Genomic DNA, 20769 nt, shown 5'->3' with positions numbered 1-20769 from the left:
CCTGACGGTGAGGCGACGCAGCTGATCAGCCGGCGAGTGCCGTTGTCACCCTGAGCTCACGCACCGCCACGACGTCCATCCGCGCGGGTGTGCCGAGCACCGAACCGCAGCTCTCGGGGCGCGGCGGCACGGAGGCCCCCTGCGCGACGACGACCCGCCAGTGGCGCCCGTCCATGTGAGCGACGGTCACCTCCCACCGCGGGGCCGCGCCGTCCGTCCGTACGACACTCAGGGCTTCGGCGGCGTACTCGCCCGCAGCCGAGCGCACGGCCAGCTCGGCCGCCTGGCCCGGTCGCTCCCAGGCCGAGTTCCCGCGGCACCCCTCGACGACGATCCGGCCCTCCTGGACGCTGTGCAGGACATCCTTGACGGCGTGGGCCTGCGCCCGGCCGTAGGCGTAGCCGTACGGCAGCACGAGCAGCGTCGGTGAGAACCGGTGTCCGCCCAGATGGGTGACCTCCCAGACGCCGACCACGCCGGAGGCGGCGAGCTCGGCCGCGAGCGGGCGGCCGAGGAGTGCGCAGCAGCGGTCCCGCTTGCCGTTGGTGCAGACGAGCGCGAGCGGGTCGCCGGTGTGGGGCCGCCCCTGGAGCACCGAGCCGAAGGACCGGTGGTCACCCTTGCCGAGCGCGGCGAAGTCCAGGTCGAGCAGCTGCCGGGGGTCGCGGGTGGTGGCGGAGTGCAGCCATACGTTGCCGGGGGTGGTGTGAGCCACGTAGACCCGGCGCTCGGCCGGAATCCCGCAGTCGGCGTGCCGGCCGGGGCGGCGGATCAGCGCGACGCGCACGCCCGTGCCCTGCGCGGCCGCCTCCAGGGCGCGGCCCAGGGCGGGATCCAGGTGGCTCTGCGTGAGCGCCTTGGCACCCCACGGGCCGGGCTGCTCGAGCAACAGCCAGGTCGTCGCGGTCGCCGCGGTCCCCGCGATGGGCTCGTCGAGGTCCTGCGAGACGGTTGAGCACGTACTCACAGAGGTGAGCCTAACCTGACTTGTGTGGCGGTGGCGGCTCGAGGGGCTGACACACGTGTGGCCTGGAGCCGTTCTGGCACCAGGCCTCATCGGTGGAGATCGAGCAGTGACGGGGTGCCGGCTGCTCGCCGGGTGGGTGGCCCGGCCCGCTCAACGGTTGCGTGCGGCCGGGGAGCGTGACGGTACGGGTCTGGGGTGGACGCGTGCTCGTGCGGTGGGCTCAGGCGTCGGGGATGTCTGCCTTGGCGCGGATGAGAGTCTCCCGGCTGACGATGACGATGCGCTCGTAGTCGGCGCGGGCGGCATCGGCGGGCAGTTCCGGGTCAAGCGCCTCGGTGGCCTCGGTGCCGATGACGGCGAAATTCCCGTCGCTGAGTTCGAACACGTCCGGGCAGGTAGCTCCTGAACTACTGCCACGGGCGCTTGGAGGCACACCGATGCGGCGCACGATCTTCAAAGGTTCCGGTCCTTACGAACAAAAGGGCTGGGCATGCTGAGTCGGGCATGCCGACTTGGGCATGCCGAGTGGGGAGCAGGCTATGTCGTTTCAGAGCCCCCTGTGGCAGGACCGCAAGAAAATCAGTCGGTCGGCGGATCACCGACCACCCACCATGCGTCCGTGTCGGATTCGTCGAGGTCCCTGACGAGGCCGTCCACCATGTGCCCCAGCTGGGCTTCCACCGATGAATCGTCCAGGCTGGCGCGCATGTGACGCGATGCCTCCCAGTACTCGCGGAAGACCGGACTCTGGAAGAACTCCCGCAGACGGGTGTACAGCTCCTCCCGATCCAGCAGTTCCGCCTGGTACAGGTAGTACAGGTGGACATACCAGGCATTGGCGTAGAAGAACTGACGACGCCTCTCCGCCGGGATGCTCTGGTCGTAGGTGTCGATCACCGCGGCGAGGGACGGATCATCGATCGCCCTTGCCAGCAACTCCCAATGCATGAGCTGCTCATGGGCCAGAGCCGATCGCCGGATCGCCAGCTCCTCGAGTTCCAGTTGCCGCTCGTGCTGACGTGCCTTCTCCGACCGCCACTGACGCGCTGCCAGCGTGACGGTTGCGGTGGCGGCCAGTACGGCGAGCGTGGTGGAACCCAGCCTCCCTGCAGAACATTTCAGTGTGGCCATGTCAATTACCCCCGATCAAACGGCCGTCCGCCGGTCGTCGGGGTGCGGGTCGACTGGAGGGGACCGGCGAGCCGTGGGCGGCGCTTGCCGTCTCCCAGAGTGCCGAGCGGCTCTGATCGGCGGGGAGGCGGAGAGGCGGCGCACGGAGGGAAGCGAGGGTCGCACGCTCCAGCGCCATGCCCAACGTCTGCCCGGCAAGTGCTGCTAACAATCGTTCACTTCGCAGTGATTCTTCCGGCTCGTATCCTGGGTCGGCATTCAATCTTCGTACGCGCGCCGCCTCCGCGAGCCGGTGCACCCGTCGGCGTGAGAAAGGTCGCACGTTGAGTCAGCCGAGCCCCGGTCCGCAGCAGATTCCGGTCGTCGTTCTCGCCGGATTCCTCGGTTCCGGCAAGACGACTCTGCTCAACCACCTCCTCCACCGCAGCGGCGGCACCCGCATCGGCGCCATCGTCAACGACTTCGGGGCCATCGAGATCGACGCCATGGCCGTCGCCGGCGCGCTAGGCGACTCCACCGTCTCCCTTGGGAACGGCTGCCTGTGCTGTGCCGTCGACTCCAGCGAGCTGGACGTCTACCTGGAGCGGCTCGCCCGGCCCTCCACCGGCATCGACGTCATCGTCATCGAGGCCAGCGGGCTCGCCGAACCCCAGGAACTCGTGCGCATGGTGCTCGCCAGCGAGCATCCGGGTATCGTGTACGGCGGACTCGTCGAGGTCGTCGACGCCGCCGAGTTCGAGGACACGCGCGCCAAGCACCCCGAGATCGACCGGCATCTCGCCCTCGCCGACCTCGTTGTCGTCACCAAGCTGGACCGTGCGCAGGACGGGGAGCGCGTGCTCGGGCTGGTCCACGAGCTCACCGACGGCGCCGCCGTGGTCCCCGCCACCTATGCTCGTATCGACCCCGAGTTCCTCTTCGACTGCCGGCCCGGCGAGGAGCGCATCGGGCAGCTGTCCTTCGACGACCTGCACCAGCACGACGGCCTGCATGAGCACGGCGAGGATCACCCCGGTCACCTGCACACCGGCTACGACAGCCTGCCCTTCACCTCCGAAGTCCCCCTCGACCCACGTCGGTTGATGGACTTCCTGGACAGCAGGCCGGAGGGGCTCTACCGCATCAAGGGGTACGTCGACTTCGGCCCGTACGACGTCCGCAACCGCTACGCCGTCCACGTAGTCGGCCGCTTCCTCCGCTTCTACCCGGAGCCCTGGCCGGCCGCCGACGCCCGCCTCACCCAGCTCGTGCTCATCGGCTCCGGCATCGATTCCGCTGCCCTGGCCAAGGACCTGGAGGCGTGCAAGAGCGACGCCCCACACGCCGACGAGCATGGCATGTGGGGCGTTCTGCGCTATGTGCAGGACCCGGAGGACGGGGCCTTCGAGGAGGCCTAGACGGGGCCGGCCACCACCGACACAGTCTTCGGCAGCGACACCCCCGAGCCGTCGCGGCGCGGGTCCATCTCCGGGAGGTCGGCCGGGGTGCCGTTCTTCTGCGCGGCCCGTGCCGGGACGGCGCCCGCCCAGGCCAGGGCCAGGCAGTCCTCGCCCTTCAGGAACCGCTGGCAGCGCACGCCACCGGTGGCGCGGCCCTTGCGAGGGTACTGGTCGAACGGGGTCAGCTTGGCCGTCGTCTGGACCGAGTCGTCCAGCGTGCCGCGCGAGCCGGCGACCGTGAACACCACCGCGTCGACCGCAGGGTCCACGGCCGTGAAGGAGATCACCTTCGCGCCCTCGGTGAGCTTGATGCCCGCCATACCGCCGGCGGCGCGGCCCTGCGGGCGGACCTGCGAGGCCTGGTAACGCAGCAGCTGTGCGTCGTCCGTGATGAAGACCAGGTCCTCCTCACCCGTGCGCAGCTCGATCGCACCGACGATCCGGTCGCCTTCCTTCAGAGTGATGACCTCCAACTCGTCCTTGTTGGTCGGGTAGTCGGGCACCACGCGCTTGACGACACCCTGTTCCGTGCCGATCGCCAGGCCGGGTGAGGACTCGTCGAGCGTGGTCAGGCAGACCAGGGTCTCGGCGCCCTCCAGGGAGACGAACTCCGACAGAGGGGCGCCGCCCGAGAGGTTCGGCCGCGCCGCGGTCTCCGGCAGCTGCGGCAGATCGACGACGTTGATCCGCAGCAGACGGCCCGTGGACGTCACCGCGCCCACCTCGCCGCGAGCCGTGGCCGGCACCGCCGAGAGGATCACGTCGTGCTTGGAGCGCTTCGCCTCGCCGTCCTCCCCGAACGGATCGCCGTTCGCCGTACGTGCCAGCAGACCCGTCGAGGACAGCAGCACCCGGCACGGGTCGTCCGCAACCTGGAGCGACACGGTGGCCACCGGCGCGCCCGCCGACTCCAGCAGGACCGTACGGCGCTCGGTGCCGAACTTCTTGGCCACCGTGGCCAGTTCGGCGGAGACCAGCTTGCGCAGCTCCGCGTCCGAGTCGAGGATCCGCGTCAGCTCGGCGATCTCCTCGTTCAGCCGCTCCTTCTCCGCCTCCAGCTCGATGCGGTCGTACTTGGTGAGACGGCGCAGCGGCGTGTCGAGGATGTACTGGGTCTGGATCTCGCTCAGCGAGAAGTGCTCCATCAGGCGTTCCTTCGCCTGCGCGGAGTTCTCGCTGGAGCGGATCAGGCGGATGACCTCGTCGATGTCCAGCAGCGCCGTGAGCAGGCCTTCGACCAGGTGCAGGCGGTCGCGCCGCTTGCTGCGGCGGAACTCGCTGCGGCGCCGGACGACCTCGAAGCGGTGGTCGAGGTAGACCTCCAGCAGCTCCTTGAGGCCCAGGGTGAGGGGCTGGCCGTCGACCAGCGCGACGTTGTTGATGCCGAAGGACTCCTCCATCGGCGTCAGCTTGTACAGCTGCTCCAGGACCGCCTCCGGCACGAAGCCGTTCTTGATCTCGATGACCAGGCGCAGTCCGTGCTCACGGTCGGTGAGGTCCTTGACGTCGGCGATGCCCTGCAGCTTCTTTGAGCCGACCAGGTCCTTGATCTTGGCGATCACCTTCTCCGGGCCGACCGTGAAGGGCAGTTCGGTGACGACGAGACCCTTACGGCGGGCGGTCACGGTCTCGATCTCGACCGTGGCGCGGATCTTGAAGGTGCCGCGGCCCGTCTCGTACGCGTCCCGGATTCCGGCCAGGCCGACGATCCGGCCGCCGGTGGGCAGGTCGGGGCCCGGGACGTGCTTCATCAGCGTTTCCAGATCCGCGTTCGGGTGGCGGATCAGGTGGCGGGCGGCCGCGATGACCTCGGAGAGGTTGTGCGGCGGCATGTTCGTGGCCATGCCGACGGCGATGCCGGACGCGCCGTTGACGAGGAGGTTCGGGAAGGCGGCGGGCAGCGCCACCGGCTCCCGCTCCTGGCCGTCGTAGTTGGGCGTGAAGTTGACCGTGTCCTCGTCGATCGACTCGGTCATCAGGCTGGTCGCAGCGGCCTGCCGGCACTCGGTGTACCGCATGGCGGCCGGCGGGTCGTCGTTGCCCAGCGATCCGAAGTTGCCGTGGCCGTCGACCAGCGGGACGCGCATCGAGAAGGGCTGTGCCATGCGCACCAGGGCGTCGTAGATCGACGCGTCGCCGTGCGGGTGCAACTTACCCATGACCTCGCCGATGACGCGGGCGCACTTCACATAGCCGCGGTCGGGGCGCAGGCCCATCTCGTTCATCTGGTAGACGATGCGACGGTGCACCGGCTTGAGACCGTCGCGGGCGTCCGGCAGGGCGCGGGAGTAGATGACCGAGTACGCGTACTCGAGGAAGGAGCCCTGCATCTCGTCGACGACGTCGATGTCGAGGATCTTCTCCTCGTACGAGTCCTCGGGCGGCGGGTTCTTCGTGCTGCGGCGGGCCATCGCTGCCGGCTCCTCTGTTTCTGGTCGCTCGAGCGTTTGCGGATCTGACGCGGACCATTGTGGACCGCGGCACTGACAACCACCGACCAGGACCCGATGTTGGGCTCCGACCCGGCATCGCAGAAGTGTCGCCGACGCCGGGCCTCCCCCGCGACGGAGGGGAGGGGTGGGACACGAACATCATTGTCCGGGAGCGCGCTTGCGGCCGGCGGAGTCCAAGGCAAGCGCGCGCCGCGCGACCGTTCACTCGCCGGAGTGATCGGCGGGCGCCGTGCCAGGTCGCGGGGTGTACGAGCCCGCTCACGGCGTGTGGGAACGGCCGGCGTGTGCCGGGCCGGCCCCGTTCGACACGGTCGCGGGAGGGGACGGCGAGCCGTGCCTGAGGGCCGTCCCGCGCGTCGACGCGGGCCCGCGCTCACCCGCGTACCGGCACGGCGTTCTGACCGGGAACTTCGCCGACCCTTCGGACGCTGCATACAGTGGCAGGAACTGAGCACGAACCGCTCGACACAACGCAGTGCACGCGACCGGAAGGACACCTTGCCCATGGGTCACACGGCCACACCGGAGGCACAATCCGGCGGCCTCACCGCCACGGAGCACCGCCTGGCCAACGGCCTGCGCGTGGTGCTCTCCGAGGATCACCTCACGCCGGTCGCCGCGGTCTGCCTCTGGTACGACGTCGGCTCCCGCCACGAGGTCAAGGGCCGTACCGGACTCGCCCACCTCTTCGAGCACCTGATGTTCCAGGGCTCGAGCAGCGTGAAGGGCACGGGCCACTTCGAGCTCGTCCAGGGCGCGGGCGGCTCGCCGAACGGCACCACGAGCTTCGAGCGCACCAATTACTTCGAGACCATGCCCGCCCACCAGCTGGAGCTCGCGCTGTGGCTGGAGGCCGACCGCATGGGCAGCCTCCTGGTCGCGCTCGACGAGGAGGGCCTGGAAAACCAGCGCGACGTCGTCAAGAACGAGCGCCGCCAGCGCTACGACAACGTCCCGTACGGCACGGCGTTCGAGAAGCTGACCGCCCTGTCGTACCCCGACGGGCACCCCTACCACCACACGCCGATCGGTTCGATGGCCGACCTGGACGCGGCCGGCCTGGAGGACGCCCGCGCGTTCTTCCGCACCTACTACGCGCCCAACAATGCCGTGCTGTCGATCGTCGGCGACATCGACCCGGCGCAGACGCTCGCCTGGGTGGAGAAGTACTTCGGCTCCATCAAGTCCCACGACGGCAAGCCCGCGCCCCGCGACGGCTCGCTGCCCGACACCATCGGTGAGCAGCTGCGCGAGGTCGTCGAGGAGAACGTCCCCGCGCGCGCCATGATGGCCGCCTACCGGCTCCCGACGGACGGCACGCGCGAGTGCGACGCGGCCGACCTGGCGCTGACCGTCCTCGGCGGCGGCGAGTCCTCCCGCCTCTACAACCGGCTGGTACGCCGCGACCGTACGGCCGTGGCGGCCGGATTCGGACTGCTGCGCCTGGCCGGGGCGCCCTCCCTGGGCTGGCTGGACGTGAAGACGTCCGGTGACGTCGAGGTGCCCGTCATCGAGGCGGCCGTCGACGAGGAGCTCGCCCGATTCGCGCAGGAAGGCCCCACCGCCGAGGAGATGGAGCGCGCGCAGGCCCAGCTGGAGCGCGAGTGGCTGGACCGGCTCGGTACGGTCGCGGGCCGCGCCGACGAACTGTGCCGGTACGCCGTCCTGTTCGGCGACCCGCAGCTCGCCTTCACCGCCGTGCAGCGCGTCCTCGACGTCACCGCCGAGGAGGTCCAGGCGGTCGCCCAGGCCCGTCTGCGCCCCGACAACCGCGCGGTGCTGGTGTACGAGCCGGTCGCCGACGAGGCCGAGGACCTGGAAGCCGCCGCCGACGGGGCCGCACCCGCCGGGACCACCGACGAGAACGAGGAGTCGGCGCAGTGACCGAGCTCGCCAGCATGGAGTTCCATCCGCAGCCCCAGGCCGGCCAGGCCCGGCCCTGGGCGTTCCCGGCACCGGAGCGCGGCAAGCTGGACAACGGCCTGACGGTCCTGCGCTGCCACCGCCCCGGACAGAAGGTCGTCGCCGTCGAGGTCCTCCTGGACACGCCCCTGGAGGCCGAGCCGAAGGGCCTGGACGGCATCGCCACGATCATGGCGCGTGCCTTCTCGGAGGGCACCGACAAGCACACCGCGGAGGAGTTCGCCGCCGAGCTGGAGCGCTGTGGCGCCACGCTCGACGCGTACGCCGACCACCCCGGCGTGCGCGTCAGCCTCGAGGTGCCCGTCTCCCGTCTCCCGAAGGCCCTCGGCCTGCTCGCCGACGCGCTCAGGGCGCCCGGGTTCGAGGACGCCGAGGTCGAGCGCCTGGTGCGCAACCGCCTCGACGAGATCCCGCACGAGCTGGCCAACCCCTCGCGCCGCGCCGCGAAGGAGCTGTCCCGGCAGCTGTTCCCGGCGACCTCGCGCATGTCCCGCCCGCGCCAGGGCACCGAGGACACGGTCGCCGGCATCGACTCCGCCGGCGTCCGTGCCTTCTACGAGCGGCATGTGCGCCCGGCGACGTCCACCGTCGTGGTCGTCGGCGACCTCACCGGCGTCGACCTCGACGCCCTCCTCGGCGACACCCTGGGCGCCTGGACCGGTTCCCCGGCCCAGCCCCGGCCGGTCCCGCCGGTGACCGCGGACGACACCGGGCGCGTCGTCATCGTGGACCGCCCCGGCGCCGTCCAGACGCAGCTGCTGATCGGCCGTGTGGGCCCCGACCGGCACGACCGTGTCTGGCCCGCGCAGGTGCTCGGCACGTACTGCCTCGGCGGCACCCTCACCTCCCGCCTGGACAAGGTCCTGCGCGAGGAGAAGGGCTACACCTACGGTGTCCGCGCGTTCGGGCAGGTCCTGCGCTCCGCCCCGGACGGCTCGGGTGCGGCGATGCTCGCCATCAGCGGCTCCGTGGACACCCCGAACACCGGTCCCGCCCTGGACGACCTCTGGAAGGTCCTGCGCGGTGTCGCCGACGGGGGACTCACCGACGCCGAGCGGGACTTCGCCGTGCAGAACCTGGTCGGGGTGGCGCCGCTGAAGTACGAGACGGCCGCGGCCGTGGCGAGCACTCTGGCCGACCAGGTCGAGCAGCACCTGCCCGACGACTTCCAGGCGACGCTGTACCAGCAGCTCGCCGCGACCGGCACCGTCGAGGCCACCGCGGCGGCCGTGAGCGCCTTCCCGGTCGACCGTCTGGTGACGATCCTCGTCGGCGACGCGGCCGAGATCCGGGAGCCCGTCGAGGCCCTCGGCATCGGCGAAGTCAGCGTCGTGGCGGCCGAGTAGGGGACAGACGCGGCGCCGGAGTCGGCACGCGTGCGTAGGGGCCCTGGTGACGGAAGAGTCACCAGGGCCCCTTTATGCCCGAATTGAGGGAGAGGTTGCCTGTCTGACCTGTGGGATGCACTACAAAAGGCAGGATCCGTTTGGGGATTGAAAGATGCCCCGTTTAGCGTCTTCCGGGCTGTCCGTCAGGCACTGCGCCGCGCCCGCGGCACCGGACAGCCATCGCCGAGTCCCCGTAAGGCGCGAGCCAGGGGAGCCGGGGACCCATCGAAGTCCCTGGGGTGAATCGGACGCCCGCGCAGCCGCGAGGGGGTCCGTAGGAGACCTTCCTGCTCCGAACCCGTCAGCTAACCCGGTAGGCGAGAAGGAAGGAAAGGACCAGCCACTTCATGGCGTTCACCTGCGCCACCGGGAAGCGTCCCGCGGGGAAGCACCGTCGCCCCAGCCGCTTCGAGCGCACCACCGCCCGCGCCGCGGGCGTCGCCGCACTCACCGCCACCGGCGTCATCGGCACCCTGGCCGCCCCGGCGCTCGCCGCGGAACCGGCCGTCGAGCAGACCGGCCTGATCCCCGTCGTCGCCGTCGAGAACTCGATCGCCGACCAGATCGACGCCCAGGCCGCCGCCCAGGAGCAGGCCGCCAAGGAGGCCGCGGCCCGCAAGAAGGCCGCCGAGGAGGCCGCACGCAAGAAGGCGGCCGCGAAGGCGAAGAAGGAGCGCGAAGCCAAGGAGCGCGCCGCCCGCGAGGCCGAGCGCAAGCGCCTGCTGTCCTACGTCGCCCCGATCTCCGGCTCGTACGTCTCCACCGGCTACAAGGCCGGCGGCGCCGTCTGGTCCTCCGGCAGCCACACCGGCGTCGACTTCCACGCCGCGAGCGGCACCTCGGTCCACTCGGTGGCCTCCGGCACCGTCGTGGAGGCCGGCTGGGGCGGGTCGTACGGCAATCAGGTCGTGATCAAGATGAACGACGGTACGTACACCCAGTACGGCCACATGTCGTCCATATCCGTCTCGGTGGGACAGACGGTCACCCCCGGTCAGCAGATCGGCCTGTCCGGCGCCACCGGCAACGTCACCGGGGCGCACCTGCACTTCGAGGCCCGCACGACGCAGGAGTACGGCTCGGACATCGACCCCGTCGCCTACCTGCGCTCGCACGGTGTGAACATCTGACGCCCCACCGCTGACGCCCCGCGTCTTCCGAAAGCCCCGGCTCCCCGAGCCGGGGCTTTCGGCGTTTCGAACGACCCACTGTCCAAAAAATATCCATGGATTCCGGCCTCCCGTCGGAAATTCCCGCCGGTTGCAATAGAGTCACTCAACACACGTCATTCGTCGACGTTTCACGGGGATTAAGGCGGAGGTCGGTCATGCGTATTCCGGCGCACTCGGTATGCACCGCGATCCGGGACGACATCGTCGCCGGGGTCCACGCGCGCGGCGGCAGGCTCACCGAGGAACTCCTCGCCCGTCGCTACGGCGTCTCCCGCGTCCCCGTGCGCGAGGCCCTGCGCACCCTGGAGGCGGAGGGCTTCGTGGTGACCCGGCGGCACGCGGGCGCATGCGTCGCCGAACCGAGCGAACAGGAGGCCTCCGACCTGCTGGAGATGCGTGCCCTCCTGGAGCCGCTCGGCGCCTCCCGGGCCGCCCAGCGGCGCACCGAGGCCCATCTGAAGGTCCTGCGCGGTCTGGTCAGGCTGGGTCAGGAGCGGGCCAGGCGGGGAAACAGCGAGGATCTGCGCTCGCTGGGCGGCTGGTTCCACGAGACGCTGGCCCAGGCCTCCGGCAGTCCCGCCCTGACCTCGATGCTGACCCAGCTGCGCCACAAGATCGCCTGGATGTACGCAGTCGAGGCGCCGGTCGACCCCGTGGAGTCCTGGACCGAGCACGGCGCGATCGTGGACGCGGTGGCGCGCGGCGACGGCGAGCGCGCCCGCGCGATCACGGCGCTGCACGCCGAGCGCTCGATCTCCGCGCATCGGCTGCGCTTCGGCTCCCGCGGTGATCGCACGGAGCGTGTGAGGAATTCGCAACATCCCGTAAACATGCCGAGCCTGCGGCATTAACACGGGCGCCGTATACAAAGAGGGCATATTTGGAGGCGCGTAATTTCCGCTGCCCTTTTTCAGGCGTGCGGTAATTCTCGGGACGTCGGCCTCGAATAGCGGAACCGCTGCCCTCGAATCAGGACGCCGCCTGTCTGAAATCAGGACGCCGTCCGCCGAAAACAGCGAAGCCGCGCCCGCCGGAAAGGCGGACGCGGCTTCACCGCTTGGTGTGGAGTCCCGCTCAGGTCCTTCAGACCGTCTCGGGCAGCTCCTCGAGGCCCTCGGAGACCAGCTTCGCCAGACGGTCGAGGGCGGCGTCCGCACCCTCGGCGTCGGAGGCGAGGACGATCTCCTCGCCGCCCTGGGCGCCCAGGCCCAGAACGGCCAGCATGGAGGCCGCGTTGACGGGGTTGCCGTCGGCCTTGGCGATCGTCATCGGGACGCCTGTGGCCGTGGCGGCTCGGACGAAGATGGAGGCGGGGCGGGCGTGGAGACCCTCGGCCCAGCCGACGTTGACGCGGCGCTCAGCCATGTGATGCTGCCCTTCGGTGTTCAGGGTTGTCTAGACCAGTTTCCCACACCCGTGAAGCACGACGAAACTGGACGAACGTCTGACGAACGTCCCCTCCTGAGGTGACCGTCGGGTCGCGGCCTCGACCCCACGTACGTCCTGAACAGACTGCCTCGCGCCGTTGTCGTACGCGAGCCGTACTCTGGGCCCCATGCAGAGCGCCTCGGACAGGCACGCGTACCCCGCCCACTGGGAAGCCGACGTGGTGCTGCGCGACGGCGGCACCGCGCGCATCCGCCCCATCACCGTTGATGACGCCGAGCGCCTGGTCAGCTTCTACGAGCAGGTGTCGGACGAGTCGAAGTACTACCGCTTCTTCGCGCCCTACCCGCGACTGTCCGCAAAGGACGTCCACCGCTTCACGCACCACGACTTTGTGGACCGGGTGGGACTCGCGGCCACGGTGGGCGGCGAGTTCATCGCCACCGTACGCTACGACCGGATCGGCGCCGACGGAATGCCCGCGTCCGCGCCCGCCGACGAGGCCGAGGTCGCCTTCCTCGTCCAGGACGCCCACCAGGGCCGTGGCGTCGCCTCCGCCCTGCTCGAACACATCGGCGCCGTCGCCCGCGAGCGCGACATCCGCCGCTTCGCCGCCGAGGTGCTGCCGGCCAACAACAAGATGATCAAGGTGTTCACGGACGCCGGGTACACCCAGAAGCGCAGCTTCGAGGACGGCGTCGTCCGCCTGGAGTTCGACCTGGAGCCGACGGACCGCTCGCTCGCCGTGCAGTACGCGCGCGAGCAGCGCGCCGAGGGCCGGTCCGTGCAGCGGCTCCTGGTGCCCGGCTCCGTCGCCGTCATCGGCACGGGCCGCACCCCCGGCGGGGTGGGCCGAAGCGTCCTGGGCAACATCAGGGACGCCGGGTTTACGGGACGCCTGTACGCGGTGAACAGGGCGTTCCCGGAGGACCTCAAGGAACTCGACGGCGTGCCCGCGCACCGCTCCATGCGGGACATCGAGGAACAGGTCGACCTCGCGGTGGTCGCCGTGCCGGCCGCCTACGTCCCCGACGTGGTCGCCGAATGCGGAGAGCACGGCGTGCAGGGGCTGGTCGTGCTCTCCGCCGGGTACGCCGAGAGCGGGCCCGACGGCCGCGAGCGGCAGCGCGAACTCGTACGGCAGGCACGCGCGTACGGCATGCGCATCATCGGGCCGAACGCCTTCGGGATCATCAACACCTCCGCCGACGTACGGCTGAACGCCTCCCTGGCCCCGGAGATGCCCCGCCCGGGCCGGATCGGGCTGTTCGCGCAGTCCGGCGCGATCGGCATCGCACTGCTGTCCCGGCTCCACCGGCGAGGTGGCGGTGTGACCGGCGTCACCGGTGTGTCGACCTTCGTCTCGTCCGGCAACCGCGCCGACGTGTCCGGCAACGACGTCCTTCAGTACTGGTACGACGACCCGGACACCGACGTCGCCCTGATGTATCTGGAGTCCATCGGCAACCCGCGCAAGTTCAACCGCCTCGCCCGGCGTACGGCGGCGGCCAAGCCGCTGGTCGTGGTGCAGGGCGCGCGACACGGCGGCGCGGCGCCGCAGGGCCACGCGGTGCGCGCCACACGGTTGCCGCACGCCACGGTGTCCGCGCTGCTGCGGCAGGCCGGCGTGATCCGGGTCGACACCATCACCGAGCTGGTGGACGCGGGCCTGCTGCTCGCGCGCCAGCCGCTGCCGACCGGGCCGCGGGTGGCGATCCTCGGCAACTCCGAGTCGCTGGGGCTGCTGACGTACGACGCGTGTCTGTCCCAGGGGCTGCGGCCGCTGCCGCCGCTGGACCTGACGACGGGGGCGTCCGCGGCGGACTTCCACGAGGCGCTCTCGCACGCGCTCGCCGACGAGACGTGCGACGCGGTCGTCGTCACCGCCATCCCGGCGATCGGCGACGCGTCGACCGGTGACGCCGAGCTGGCACAGGCCCTGCGGTCGGCGGCCGAGCGGGTGCCGGGGAAGCCGGTGCTGGTGGTGCACGTCGAGCTCGGCGGCCTCGCCGAAGCCCTGTCCGCCGCGGCGAGCACCGCACCGCAGGCGGACCGGAGGGCGCCCGGCGCCATGATCCGTCCCCATCCGTTCCGCCCCCTGGACTTCCAGGCCGGGAACCCGGCCGGGCAGTCGGACACCACGCAGAGCCCGACGACCCTCATCCCCGCCTACCCAGCCGCCGAGCGCGCCGTCCGCGCCCTCGCCGAAGCCGTCAACTACGCGCAGTGGCGGCGCGACGCGGCCGACCCCGGCAAGGTCCCCGAGTACGAGGACATCGACGAGAAGGGCGCCGCCCAGCTGATCGGCGGACTGCTCGCGCGCGGGCAGGGCCTCACGCTCGGCACGGACGAGACGTGTGACCTGCTCGGGAAGTACGGCATCGACGTGCACCGCGCCCTGCACGCGCCCACCCCCGACGCCGCCGCCGACGCCGCCCGCACCCTCGGCTACCCCGTCGCCCTCAAGGCCACCGCCCCGCACCTGCGGCACCGCGCCGACCTCGGCGGCGTACGGCTCGACCTCGCCGACGAGGAGCAACTACGGCGGGCGTACGCCGAGTTGACCGAACTGTTCGGCAGGCCGGAGGAGCTGCGGCCGGTCGTGCAGAGCATGGCACCGCGCGGCGTCGACACCGTCGTACGGGCCGTGATCGACCCGGCGGCCGGCGCCGTGCTGTCCTTCGGGCTCGCCGGAGCCGCCTCCCAGCTGCTCGGGGACATGGCGCACCGGCTGATCCCGGTCACCGACCGCGAGGCGACCTCGATCGTCCGCTCCATCCGGACGGCGCCTCTCCTCTTCGGCTGGCGCGGTTCCGCTCCCGTCGACACCCCTGCGCTGGAGGAGCTGCTGCTGCGGGTGTCGCGGCTGGTCGACGACCACCCGGAGGTCGTCGCGGTCACCCTGGAACCGGTCGTCGTCGCCACCCACGGCCTGAGCGTGCTCGGCGCCTCGGTACGCCTCGCGCCGCCGCCCGCCCGGGACGACCTCGGGCCGAGGACCCTGCCGACGTACTGAGAGCGCCCTCAGCGGTGCCTCGCAGTCAGTGCGCCCCCGTAGGATGGGCGTCATGGCCAAGACCAGTACGACGACCCAGGGGCTGCGTGCGGCGATCGAGCGCAGCGGCTACTACCCGGCCCTCGTGGCCGAGGCGGTGGAGGCCGCTGTGGGCGGCGAGCCCATCCGGTCGTACCTGGTCCACCAGGAGACGACGTTCGACCAGAACGAGGTGCGGCGGCACGTGACCGTGCTCGTCCTCACCCACAACCGCTTCATCGTCAGCCACACCGACGAGCAGGCCGCCGACAGCACCTCTCCGACGCCCTACGCCACGACGTCCACCGAGTCCGTGAAGCTCGGCCGGATCTCCTCGGTCGTCGTCAGCCGCGTCGTCGCCAACCCGGAGTCGTACACGCCGGGCACGCTGCCCCGCGAGATCGTGCTCACCATCGGGTGGGGCGCGGTCTCCCGGCTCGACCTGGAGCCCGCCGCCTGCGGTGACCCCAACTGCGAGGCCGACCACGGCTACACGGGCAGCTCCACGGCGGACGACCTCAGCCTGCGTGTCAGCGAGGCGGGCGACGGACCGGAGACCGTGCGCCAGGCGCTCACCTTCGCGCAGTCGCTCTCCGAGGCGACCGCGGACATCGCCCGCTGAGATGATCCAGCCCACCGCCTGGGACTCCCACCCGGAACCCCTCGCCGTCGACTCCGCGCCCGCCCCCGAGTACGGCAGCGGCTCGCTCGCCGATCTGCTGCCCACGCTGGCCGCCGGCATGGCCGTACCGGAGATGACCGCCGCGATCCCCGAGCTGACCGCCGCCGACCGCGCCTGCGTCTTCCTGATCGACGGCCTCGGCTGGGAGCAGCTCAAGGCGCACCCCGAGGAAGCGCCGTTCATGACGTCGCTCCTGAGCAGCTCGCGCGGCGGCACCGGGCGCCCGATCACCGCCGGCTACCCCGCGACCACCGCGACCTCCCTCGCCTCCGTCGGCACCGGCCTGCCGCCGGGCGCGCACGGCCTGCCCGGGTACACCGTGCGCAACCCGGAGACCGGCGAGCTGATGAACCAGCTGCGCTGGCAGCCGTGGACGTCGCCGCGCGTCTGGCAGCCGTACCCCACGGTCTTCCAGCTGGCACAGCAGGCCGGCGTGCACGCGGCGCAGGTGTCGTCGCCGACCTTCCAGAACACCCCGCTGACCAAGGTCGCACTCAGTGGCGGAACGTTCCTGGGGCGGCTGACCGGCGAGGACCGTATGGACCTCGCGGCCGAGCAACTGGCCGCGGGCGACCGCTCCCTGGTCTACACGTACTACGCCGAACTCGACGGCGCCGGCCACCGCTACGGCGTCGACTCGGACACCTGGCGCGGCCAGCTCATGTACGTCGACCGGCTCGTCCAGCGCCTCGCCGAGCAACTGCCCCCGCGCACCGCGCTCTACGTCACCGCCGACCACGGCATGATCGACGTGCCCTTCGACGAGCAGCACCGCATCGACTTCGACGAGGACTGGGAGCTGCGCGCCGGCGTCGCCCTGCTCGGCGGCGAGGGCCGCGCGCGGCACGTGTACGCGGTGCCCGGCGCCGCGAACGACGTCCTGACGTGCTGGCGCGAGGTGCTCGGCGAACAGTTCTGGGTGGCTTCCCGGGACGAGGCGATCGCGGCGGGCTGGTTCGGCCCACGGATCGACGAGCGGGTGCACGGACGGATCGGCGACGTGATCGCGGCCGCACGGGACGACGTCCTGATCATCGCCTCCGAGCGGGAGCCGAAGGAGTCGGCGATGGTCGGCAACCACGGTTCGATGACCCCCGCCGAGCAGTTGATCCCCCTGCTCGAAGTACGCTCCTGAAACTCCCGTAGCCCGCCGTGGCCGACGCTCTCCGCCGAAAGGTGCTCAACTCAACATGCCCGAGCTGGTGTTCTTCTCCGGAACGATGGACTGCGGGAAGTCGACGCTGGCTCTCCAGATAGAGCACAACCGTTCGGCGCGTGGGCTCGCGGGCATGATCTTCACGCGTGACGACCGCGCGGGCGAGGGCAAGCTGTCCTCGCGGCTCGGCCTGGTCACGGACGCGGTGGAGGTCGAGGACGGCGTCGACCTGTACGCGTACGTCGTCGACCACCTCTCCAGGGGCGGCCGCGCGGACTACGTCATCGCCGACGAGGCGCAGTTCCTCGCGCCCGACCAGATCGACCAACTCGCCCGTGTGGTCGACGACCTGGGCCTGGACGTCTACGCCTTCGGCATCACGACCGACTTCCGCAGCAAGCTGTTCCCCGGCTCGCAGCGCCTGGTGGAACTGGCCGACCGGGTCGAGGTGCTCCAGGTGGAGGCCCTGTGCTGGTGCGGCGCCCGCGCCACGCACAACGCCCGCACGATAGGCGGCGAGATGGTCGTCGAGGGAGCCCAGGTGGTCGTCGGCGACGTCAACCAGGCGGACGCCGTCGGCTACGAGGTCCTGTGCCGCCGCCACCACCGACGCCGTATGACGGCGGCGAGCGCACGGGCGGCGGCGCTGTCCCCGGACGTCCTGCCGGTGCAGTAGGTCCGAGCCGAGATTCCGTTCGGCGGCACTGCTCCCGAACCCGTCAGCGCGGGTCCTGGATCAGGGCGAACCGGGCGCCCTCGGGGTCCGCCACCGTAGCGACACGGCCGTGGGCGCTGTCGTGGGCCGGCCTGAGGGTATGGCCGCCGAGCTCGACGACTCGGGCCAGCGTCTCGTCCGTGTCGGCGACCTCGAAGTACGTCACCCAGTGCGGGCCCCGGTCGCGCGGCAGGGAGGTGCCGACGCCGTGGATTCCGGCGACCGAGCGGCCGTCGATGAGCAGGGTGACGTAGTCGAAGTCGGCGGAGACCACCGGCTCCTCCTCGTAGGCGAACACGGTCTCGTAGAACTTGGCCACGTTCACGGACTCGAAGGTCAGCAGCTCGTTCCAGGCCGGGGTGCCGGGCACGCCCGAGATGGCCGTGCCGCGGTGTTCGGCCCCCTGCCAGATGCCGAAGACGGCGCCGGACGGGTCGGAGCAGATCGCCAGCCGGCCGGCCTCGGCGGCGTCCAGCGGGCCCACGCCGACCGTGCCGCCGCACAGTCGTACCGTGTCGGCGGTCAGGTCGACGTTGTTCGAGGCGAGGTAGGGCGTCCAGGCGATGGGGAGGTGGCGGTCGGGCGGCAGCTGGCCGATGCCGGCGACCTCACGGCCGTTCAGCAGGGCCCGCACATAGGGGCCGAGTTGCTGGGGGCCGGGCTGGAACTCCCAGCCGAACAACGCTCCGTAGAAGTCCTGGGTCGCGGCCAGTCCGTGCACCATCAGACTCACCCAGCAGGGCGTGCCGGGCGCGTGCCGAGCGTGCGTCTCGCCGTTCGGGCCGGCCGACCCCCGTGCCTCGGTCATCGTCACTCTCTCCTCGGCCCCTCGCGGTGGCCGTGTCGCTTCCGCTCTCCGGACCCCCGTGCCGATGCTCGCACCACCCGTGGTCACGTGCGCTGCGGGCGCGCCGCGCATGGCGGCCGGTGCCCGGAGGATGCCCGGTGTGCGATTTACCGCCCGTTTCCGTGCGATTGCCGCTGGATGTCGATCGGCTGTACAGCATGTGCCTGATCCCGTACGCTTCGTGATCGGGCCTGTCCGGCGGGCAGAGTAACCGGACCGCGACGATGGGGCCACCCCGTGCGCAAGGATGGTGGCCATGAACGCCATCATCTCCGCATCAGAACTCGCCGGCGAACTGACGGGCGACGATCGCCCGGTGCTGCTCGACGTCCGCTGGCAGTTGTCCCTGGCCAAGGCGTCCGGCGAGCCGCCGTTCGACGGCCGGGCCGAGTACGGGGCCGGGCACATCCCCGGCGCGGTCTATGTCGATCTGGACCGGGAACTGGCCTCCGCGCCCGGCTCGCGCGGGCGTCATCCGCTGCCGGACTTGGCCGAATTCGGTAGGGCGATGCGGCGGGCGGGCGTGACGTCCGGGACGCCGGTGGTCGTGTACGACGGCGGGCAGGGCTGGGCGGCGGCCCGGGCGTGGTGGCTGCTGCGCTGGACGGGGCACCCCGACGTGCGCGTCCTCGACGGCGGGTTGCCCACCTGGGAGGGACCGCTGGAGACGTCCGTGCCGACTCCGGCCGAGGGCGACTTCGAGCCGGTTCCGGGGGCGACGGGACTGCTCGACGCCGACGCTGCCGCGGCGCTCGCCCGGTCCGGGGTGCTGCTGGACGCGCGGGCGGGGGAGCGGTACCGCGGCGAGGTCGAGCCGATCGACCCGGTCGGCGGTCATGTCCCGGGCGCCGTGTCCGCCCCCACGAACGAGAACGTGACCGCGGACGGCCGTTTCCGCCCCGCCGAGGAACTCACGGCACGCTTCAAGGCCCTGGGGGCGGCCGAGGGCACGGAGGTCGGTGTCTACTGCGGCTCGGGAGTCTCCGCCGCGCACCAGGTACTGGCGCTGGAGGTCGCCGGCATTCCGGCGGCGCTGTACGTCGGTTCGTGGTCGGAGTGGTCGTCGGACCCGTCGCGGCCGGTGGCCGTGGGGGCGGATCCGCAGTAGGGCGTGACGGGCGGGGGAGCGGGACGGCACGACTGCGGCAGCCCCGCGCCACCCCGCACAGCACGAGGGCCGCGCTGCTGCCGGCGCGGCCCTCGTCCTCGTACGACCGCACCCGCAGCCGTACGACCGACTACTCCTGCTTCTTCCTCCGCGTCCCGAACACGATCTCGTCCCAGCTCGGTACGGCGGCGCGGCGGCCCGGGCGGACGCCGTCCGCTTCGGCCTGGCGGTCCGTGGCGCCGATGAGACGGTCGCGGTGGCTGCCGACGGAACGTGGCATCAGGACGTCCGCGTAGGCGGAACCTGCCGAGGCGGCGGGAGCGGGAGGCTCCTCCGCGGCCGGCTCGGTGGGGGGTTCCTCCACCTCGGGCTCCGGCGGGCGCTCCGGCACCACCATGTCGCCGCGGAAGCTGGGCACCGCCTCCAGCAGGCTGGTGAGCGAGTCCCGTTCCTCCGTCGTCTCCTCGACCGGCTCGGAGGCCTGAGCCGGCAGGCTCGGGCGCTCGGTGCGTTCGAGGGCACGGTCCATCGAACGCTCGCGCGGAAGCCGGGCGATACGCGGCACGAACGGGAAACTGGGCTCCGGCGCGGCGAGGTCGTCGGACTCGCCGATCAGCGAGCGCGCCTCCTCGTCGACGGCCTGGACGAGCCGCCGCGGCGGGTCGTACGTCCAGCTCGCCGAGTGCGGTTCGCCCGCCACCATGTAGACCAGCAGCACTTCCCAGGTGCCGTCGTCGCGGCGCCACGAGTCCCACTGCACGGTGTCCTTGTCGGCACCGCGCAGCAGCAGTCGCTCCTGGACTGCCTCGCCGAGCTGCGGACCGGCGGCGTTCTCGCCGGGCCGACGGACGGGAGTCTTGCGGGCCCGTTCGGCCATGAAGGCACGCTCGGCGAGGACGGGGCCCTCGAAGCGCCGTACGCGGTCGACGGGGATGCCCGCGAGCTGGGCGACCTCTTCCGCGGTGGCACCAGCGCGTATACGCGCCTGGATGTCGCGGGGGCGGAGATGGCTTTCGACCTCGATCTCGATCTGGCCGAGACGGGGACGGTCGCCGCGCACGGCGGCGCGCAGGCGTTCGTCGATCGGAAGGGTGTACTCCGTAGAGTCGGCAGCCTTCAGCACCAGCCGTGTGCCGTCATTGGAGACGGCCACGACACGCAGTTCGGGCATGGGGACCTCCCGGGTGGTGCCTGCCGACGTCACGTGCGTCGCTGCTTCCGCTAGTCGAGTGTGGCCTGCCCGGGTGCAGCCTGCCACAACCTTGCCGAGTTGCCCGGCGTGTCGGGCACGGGCCCTGGATCACCGTTATGGCACGGTTACCTATTCGCAACGCTAAGTGACCAACTCCGTCACCCTGTGCAACTAGC

The 20769-nt window shown here is 71.3% G+C and carries 17 protein-coding genes and 1 riboswitch; of the genes, 10 read left to right on the top strand and 7 right to left on the bottom strand.

Features of this window, described 5'->3' with window-relative positions:
- Positions 1–25: 25 nt before the first annotated feature.
- The 3 genes from ACWGDB_RS37605 to ACWGDB_RS37595 form a co-directional block, all read right to left on the bottom strand.
- Positions 26–967 carry a sucrase ferredoxin gene (locus ACWGDB_RS37605; RefSeq protein WP_453826567.1) on the bottom strand — a complete coding sequence of 314 codons (942 nt, stop codon included), beginning with the start codon at positions 965–967 and terminating at the stop codon, positions 26–28.
- Between the two features lie 220 nt (positions 968–1187).
- Positions 1188–1424, bottom strand: coding sequence for a hypothetical protein (locus tag ACWGDB_RS37600; RefSeq protein ID WP_128430880.1), 237 nt, complete (start codon positions 1422–1424; stop codon positions 1188–1190).
- Between the two features lie 122 nt (positions 1425–1546).
- Positions 1547–2098, bottom strand: a complete 552-nt coding sequence (locus ACWGDB_RS37595) for a DUF6082 family protein (RefSeq protein ID WP_453826566.1) — start codon at positions 2096–2098, stop codon at positions 1547–1549.
- Positions 2099–2421: 323 nt separating this feature from the next.
- Here ACWGDB_RS37595 and ACWGDB_RS37590 point away from each other — a divergent pair, with 323 nt between their 5' ends.
- Positions 2422–3495, top strand: a complete 1074-nt coding sequence (locus ACWGDB_RS37590) for a CobW family GTP-binding protein (protein WP_453826565.1) — start codon at positions 2422–2424, stop codon at positions 3493–3495.
- Here ACWGDB_RS37590 and ACWGDB_RS37585 read toward each other — a convergent pair.
- On the bottom strand, positions 3492–5948 hold the full coding sequence (locus ACWGDB_RS37585; RefSeq protein ID WP_453826564.1) for a DNA gyrase/topoisomerase IV subunit A: 2457 nt from the start codon (positions 5946–5948) through the stop codon (positions 3492–3494). The genes ACWGDB_RS37590 and ACWGDB_RS37585 overlap by 4 nt on opposite strands.
- A 546-nt stretch (positions 5949–6494) precedes the next feature.
- On the opposite strand from ACWGDB_RS37585, the gene ACWGDB_RS37580 reads away from it, so the two are divergent.
- The 4 genes from ACWGDB_RS37580 (at position 6495) to ACWGDB_RS37565 (ending at position 11324) form a co-directional block, all read left to right on the top strand.
- Positions 6495–7874, top strand: coding sequence for a M16 family metallopeptidase (locus tag ACWGDB_RS37580; protein ID WP_383604710.1), 1380 nt, complete (start codon positions 6495–6497; stop codon positions 7872–7874).
- Complete coding sequence (locus ACWGDB_RS37575; RefSeq protein WP_453826563.1) at positions 7871–9259, top strand: M16 family metallopeptidase; 1389 nt, start codon at positions 7871–7873, stop codon at positions 9257–9259. Before ACWGDB_RS37580 ends, ACWGDB_RS37575 begins: the two co-directional genes overlap by 4 nt.
- Before the next feature lie 213 nt (positions 9260–9472).
- A riboswitch (cyclic di-AMP (ydaO/yuaA leader) is annotated at positions 9473–9635 on the top strand.
- Positions 9636–9648: 13 nt separating this feature from the next.
- Complete coding sequence (locus ACWGDB_RS37570; RefSeq protein WP_453826562.1) at positions 9649–10431, top strand: M23 family metallopeptidase; 783 nt, start codon at positions 9649–9651, stop codon at positions 10429–10431.
- A 197-nt stretch (positions 10432–10628) separates the two neighbouring features.
- Entirely contained in the window at positions 10629–11324 is a 696-nt protein-coding gene (locus tag ACWGDB_RS37565) for a GntR family transcriptional regulator (protein ID WP_453826561.1), read from the top strand.
- A gap of 232 nt (positions 11325–11556) precedes the next feature.
- Here ACWGDB_RS37565 and ACWGDB_RS37560 read toward each other — a convergent pair whose 3' ends face one another.
- Positions 11557–11838 (bottom strand): HPr family phosphocarrier protein, encoded by a 282-nt coding sequence (locus ACWGDB_RS37560; protein ID WP_351186778.1) that lies wholly within the window; start codon positions 11836–11838, stop codon positions 11557–11559.
- A 190-nt stretch (positions 11839–12028) separates the two neighbouring features.
- Between ACWGDB_RS37560 and ACWGDB_RS37555 the strand changes: the two genes are divergently transcribed.
- From ACWGDB_RS37555 to ACWGDB_RS37540, 4 genes are read left to right on the top strand one after another with little or no spacing between them, the layout of a single operon-like run.
- Positions 12029–14875 (top strand): bifunctional acetate--CoA ligase family protein/GNAT family N-acetyltransferase, encoded by a 2847-nt coding sequence (locus ACWGDB_RS37555; protein WP_453826560.1) that lies wholly within the window; start codon positions 12029–12031, stop codon positions 14873–14875.
- Between the two features lie 52 nt (positions 14876–14927).
- Complete coding sequence (locus ACWGDB_RS37550) at positions 14928–15515, top strand: DUF5998 family protein (protein ID WP_383631317.1); 588 nt, start codon at positions 14928–14930, stop codon at positions 15513–15515.
- Position 15516: 1 nt separating this feature from the next.
- Complete coding sequence (locus ACWGDB_RS37545; RefSeq protein ID WP_453826559.1) at positions 15517–16710, top strand: alkaline phosphatase family protein; 1194 nt, start codon at positions 15517–15519, stop codon at positions 16708–16710.
- A 55-nt stretch (positions 16711–16765) separates the two neighbouring features.
- On the top strand, positions 16766–17407 hold the full coding sequence (locus tag ACWGDB_RS37540; protein ID WP_427839557.1) for a thymidine kinase: 642 nt from the start codon (positions 16766–16768) through the stop codon (positions 17405–17407).
- Positions 17408–17450: 43 nt separating this feature from the next.
- On the opposite strand, the gene ACWGDB_RS37535 is transcribed toward ACWGDB_RS37540, so the two are convergent.
- On the bottom strand, positions 17451–18254 hold the full coding sequence (locus ACWGDB_RS37535) for a VOC family protein (protein WP_453826558.1): 804 nt from the start codon (positions 18252–18254) through the stop codon (positions 17451–17453).
- Between the two features lie 295 nt (positions 18255–18549).
- Here ACWGDB_RS37535 and ACWGDB_RS37530 point away from each other — a divergent pair, with 295 nt between their 5' ends.
- Positions 18550–19401 (top strand): sulfurtransferase, encoded by an 852-nt coding sequence (locus tag ACWGDB_RS37530; RefSeq protein ID WP_453826557.1) that lies wholly within the window; start codon positions 18550–18552, stop codon positions 19399–19401.
- 130 nt (positions 19402–19531) lie between these two features.
- Here ACWGDB_RS37530 and sepH read toward each other — a convergent pair whose 3' ends face one another.
- Positions 19532–20572, bottom strand: coding sequence for a septation protein SepH (gene sepH / locus ACWGDB_RS37525; RefSeq protein ID WP_453826556.1), 1041 nt, complete (start codon positions 20570–20572; stop codon positions 19532–19534).
- Positions 20573–20769: the final 197 nt, after the last annotated feature.

The sequence above is a fragment of the Streptomyces sp. NPDC055013 genome (assembly GCF_053608645.1).
This window is presented reverse-complemented; position numbering and strand designations above follow the sequence as displayed.

Bases quoted from the DNA above. Each gene is read 5' to 3' on its own strand.
- ACWGDB_RS37595 (WP_453826566.1), bottom strand. From the start codon at position 2,098: ATGGCCACACTGAAATGTTCTGCAGGGAGGCTGGGTTCCACCACGCTC.
- ACWGDB_RS37585 (WP_453826564.1), bottom strand. From the start codon at position 5,948: ATGGCCCGCCGCAGCACGAAGAACCCGCCGCCCGAGGACTCGTACGAG.
- ACWGDB_RS37580 (WP_383604710.1), top strand. From the start codon at position 6,495: ATGGGTCACACGGCCACACCGGAGGCACAATCCGGCGGCCTCACCGCC.
- ACWGDB_RS37570 (WP_453826562.1), top strand. From the start codon at position 9,649: ATGGCGTTCACCTGCGCCACCGGGAAGCGTCCCGCGGGGAAGCACCGT.
- ACWGDB_RS37565 (WP_453826561.1), top strand. From the start codon at position 10,629: ATGCGTATTCCGGCGCACTCGGTATGCACCGCGATCCGGGACGACATC.
- ACWGDB_RS37560 (WP_351186778.1), bottom strand. From the start codon at position 11,838: ATGGCTGAGCGCCGCGTCAACGTCGGCTGGGCCGAGGGTCTCCACGCC.
- ACWGDB_RS37555 (WP_453826560.1), top strand. From the start codon at position 12,029: ATGCAGAGCGCCTCGGACAGGCACGCGTACCCCGCCCACTGGGAAGCC.
- ACWGDB_RS37550 (WP_383631317.1), top strand. From the start codon at position 14,928: ATGGCCAAGACCAGTACGACGACCCAGGGGCTGCGTGCGGCGATCGAG.
- ACWGDB_RS37545 (WP_453826559.1), top strand. From the start codon at position 15,517: ATGATCCAGCCCACCGCCTGGGACTCCCACCCGGAACCCCTCGCCGTC.
- ACWGDB_RS37540 (WP_427839557.1), top strand. From the start codon at position 16,766: ATGCCCGAGCTGGTGTTCTTCTCCGGAACGATGGACTGCGGGAAGTCG.
- ACWGDB_RS37535 (WP_453826558.1), bottom strand. From the start codon at position 18,254: ATGACCGAGGCACGGGGGTCGGCCGGCCCGAACGGCGAGACGCACGCT.
- ACWGDB_RS37530 (WP_453826557.1), top strand. From the start codon at position 18,550: ATGAACGCCATCATCTCCGCATCAGAACTCGCCGGCGAACTGACGGGC.
- sepH (WP_453826556.1), bottom strand. From the start codon at position 20,572: ATGCCCGAACTGCGTGTCGTGGCCGTCTCCAATGACGGCACACGGCTG.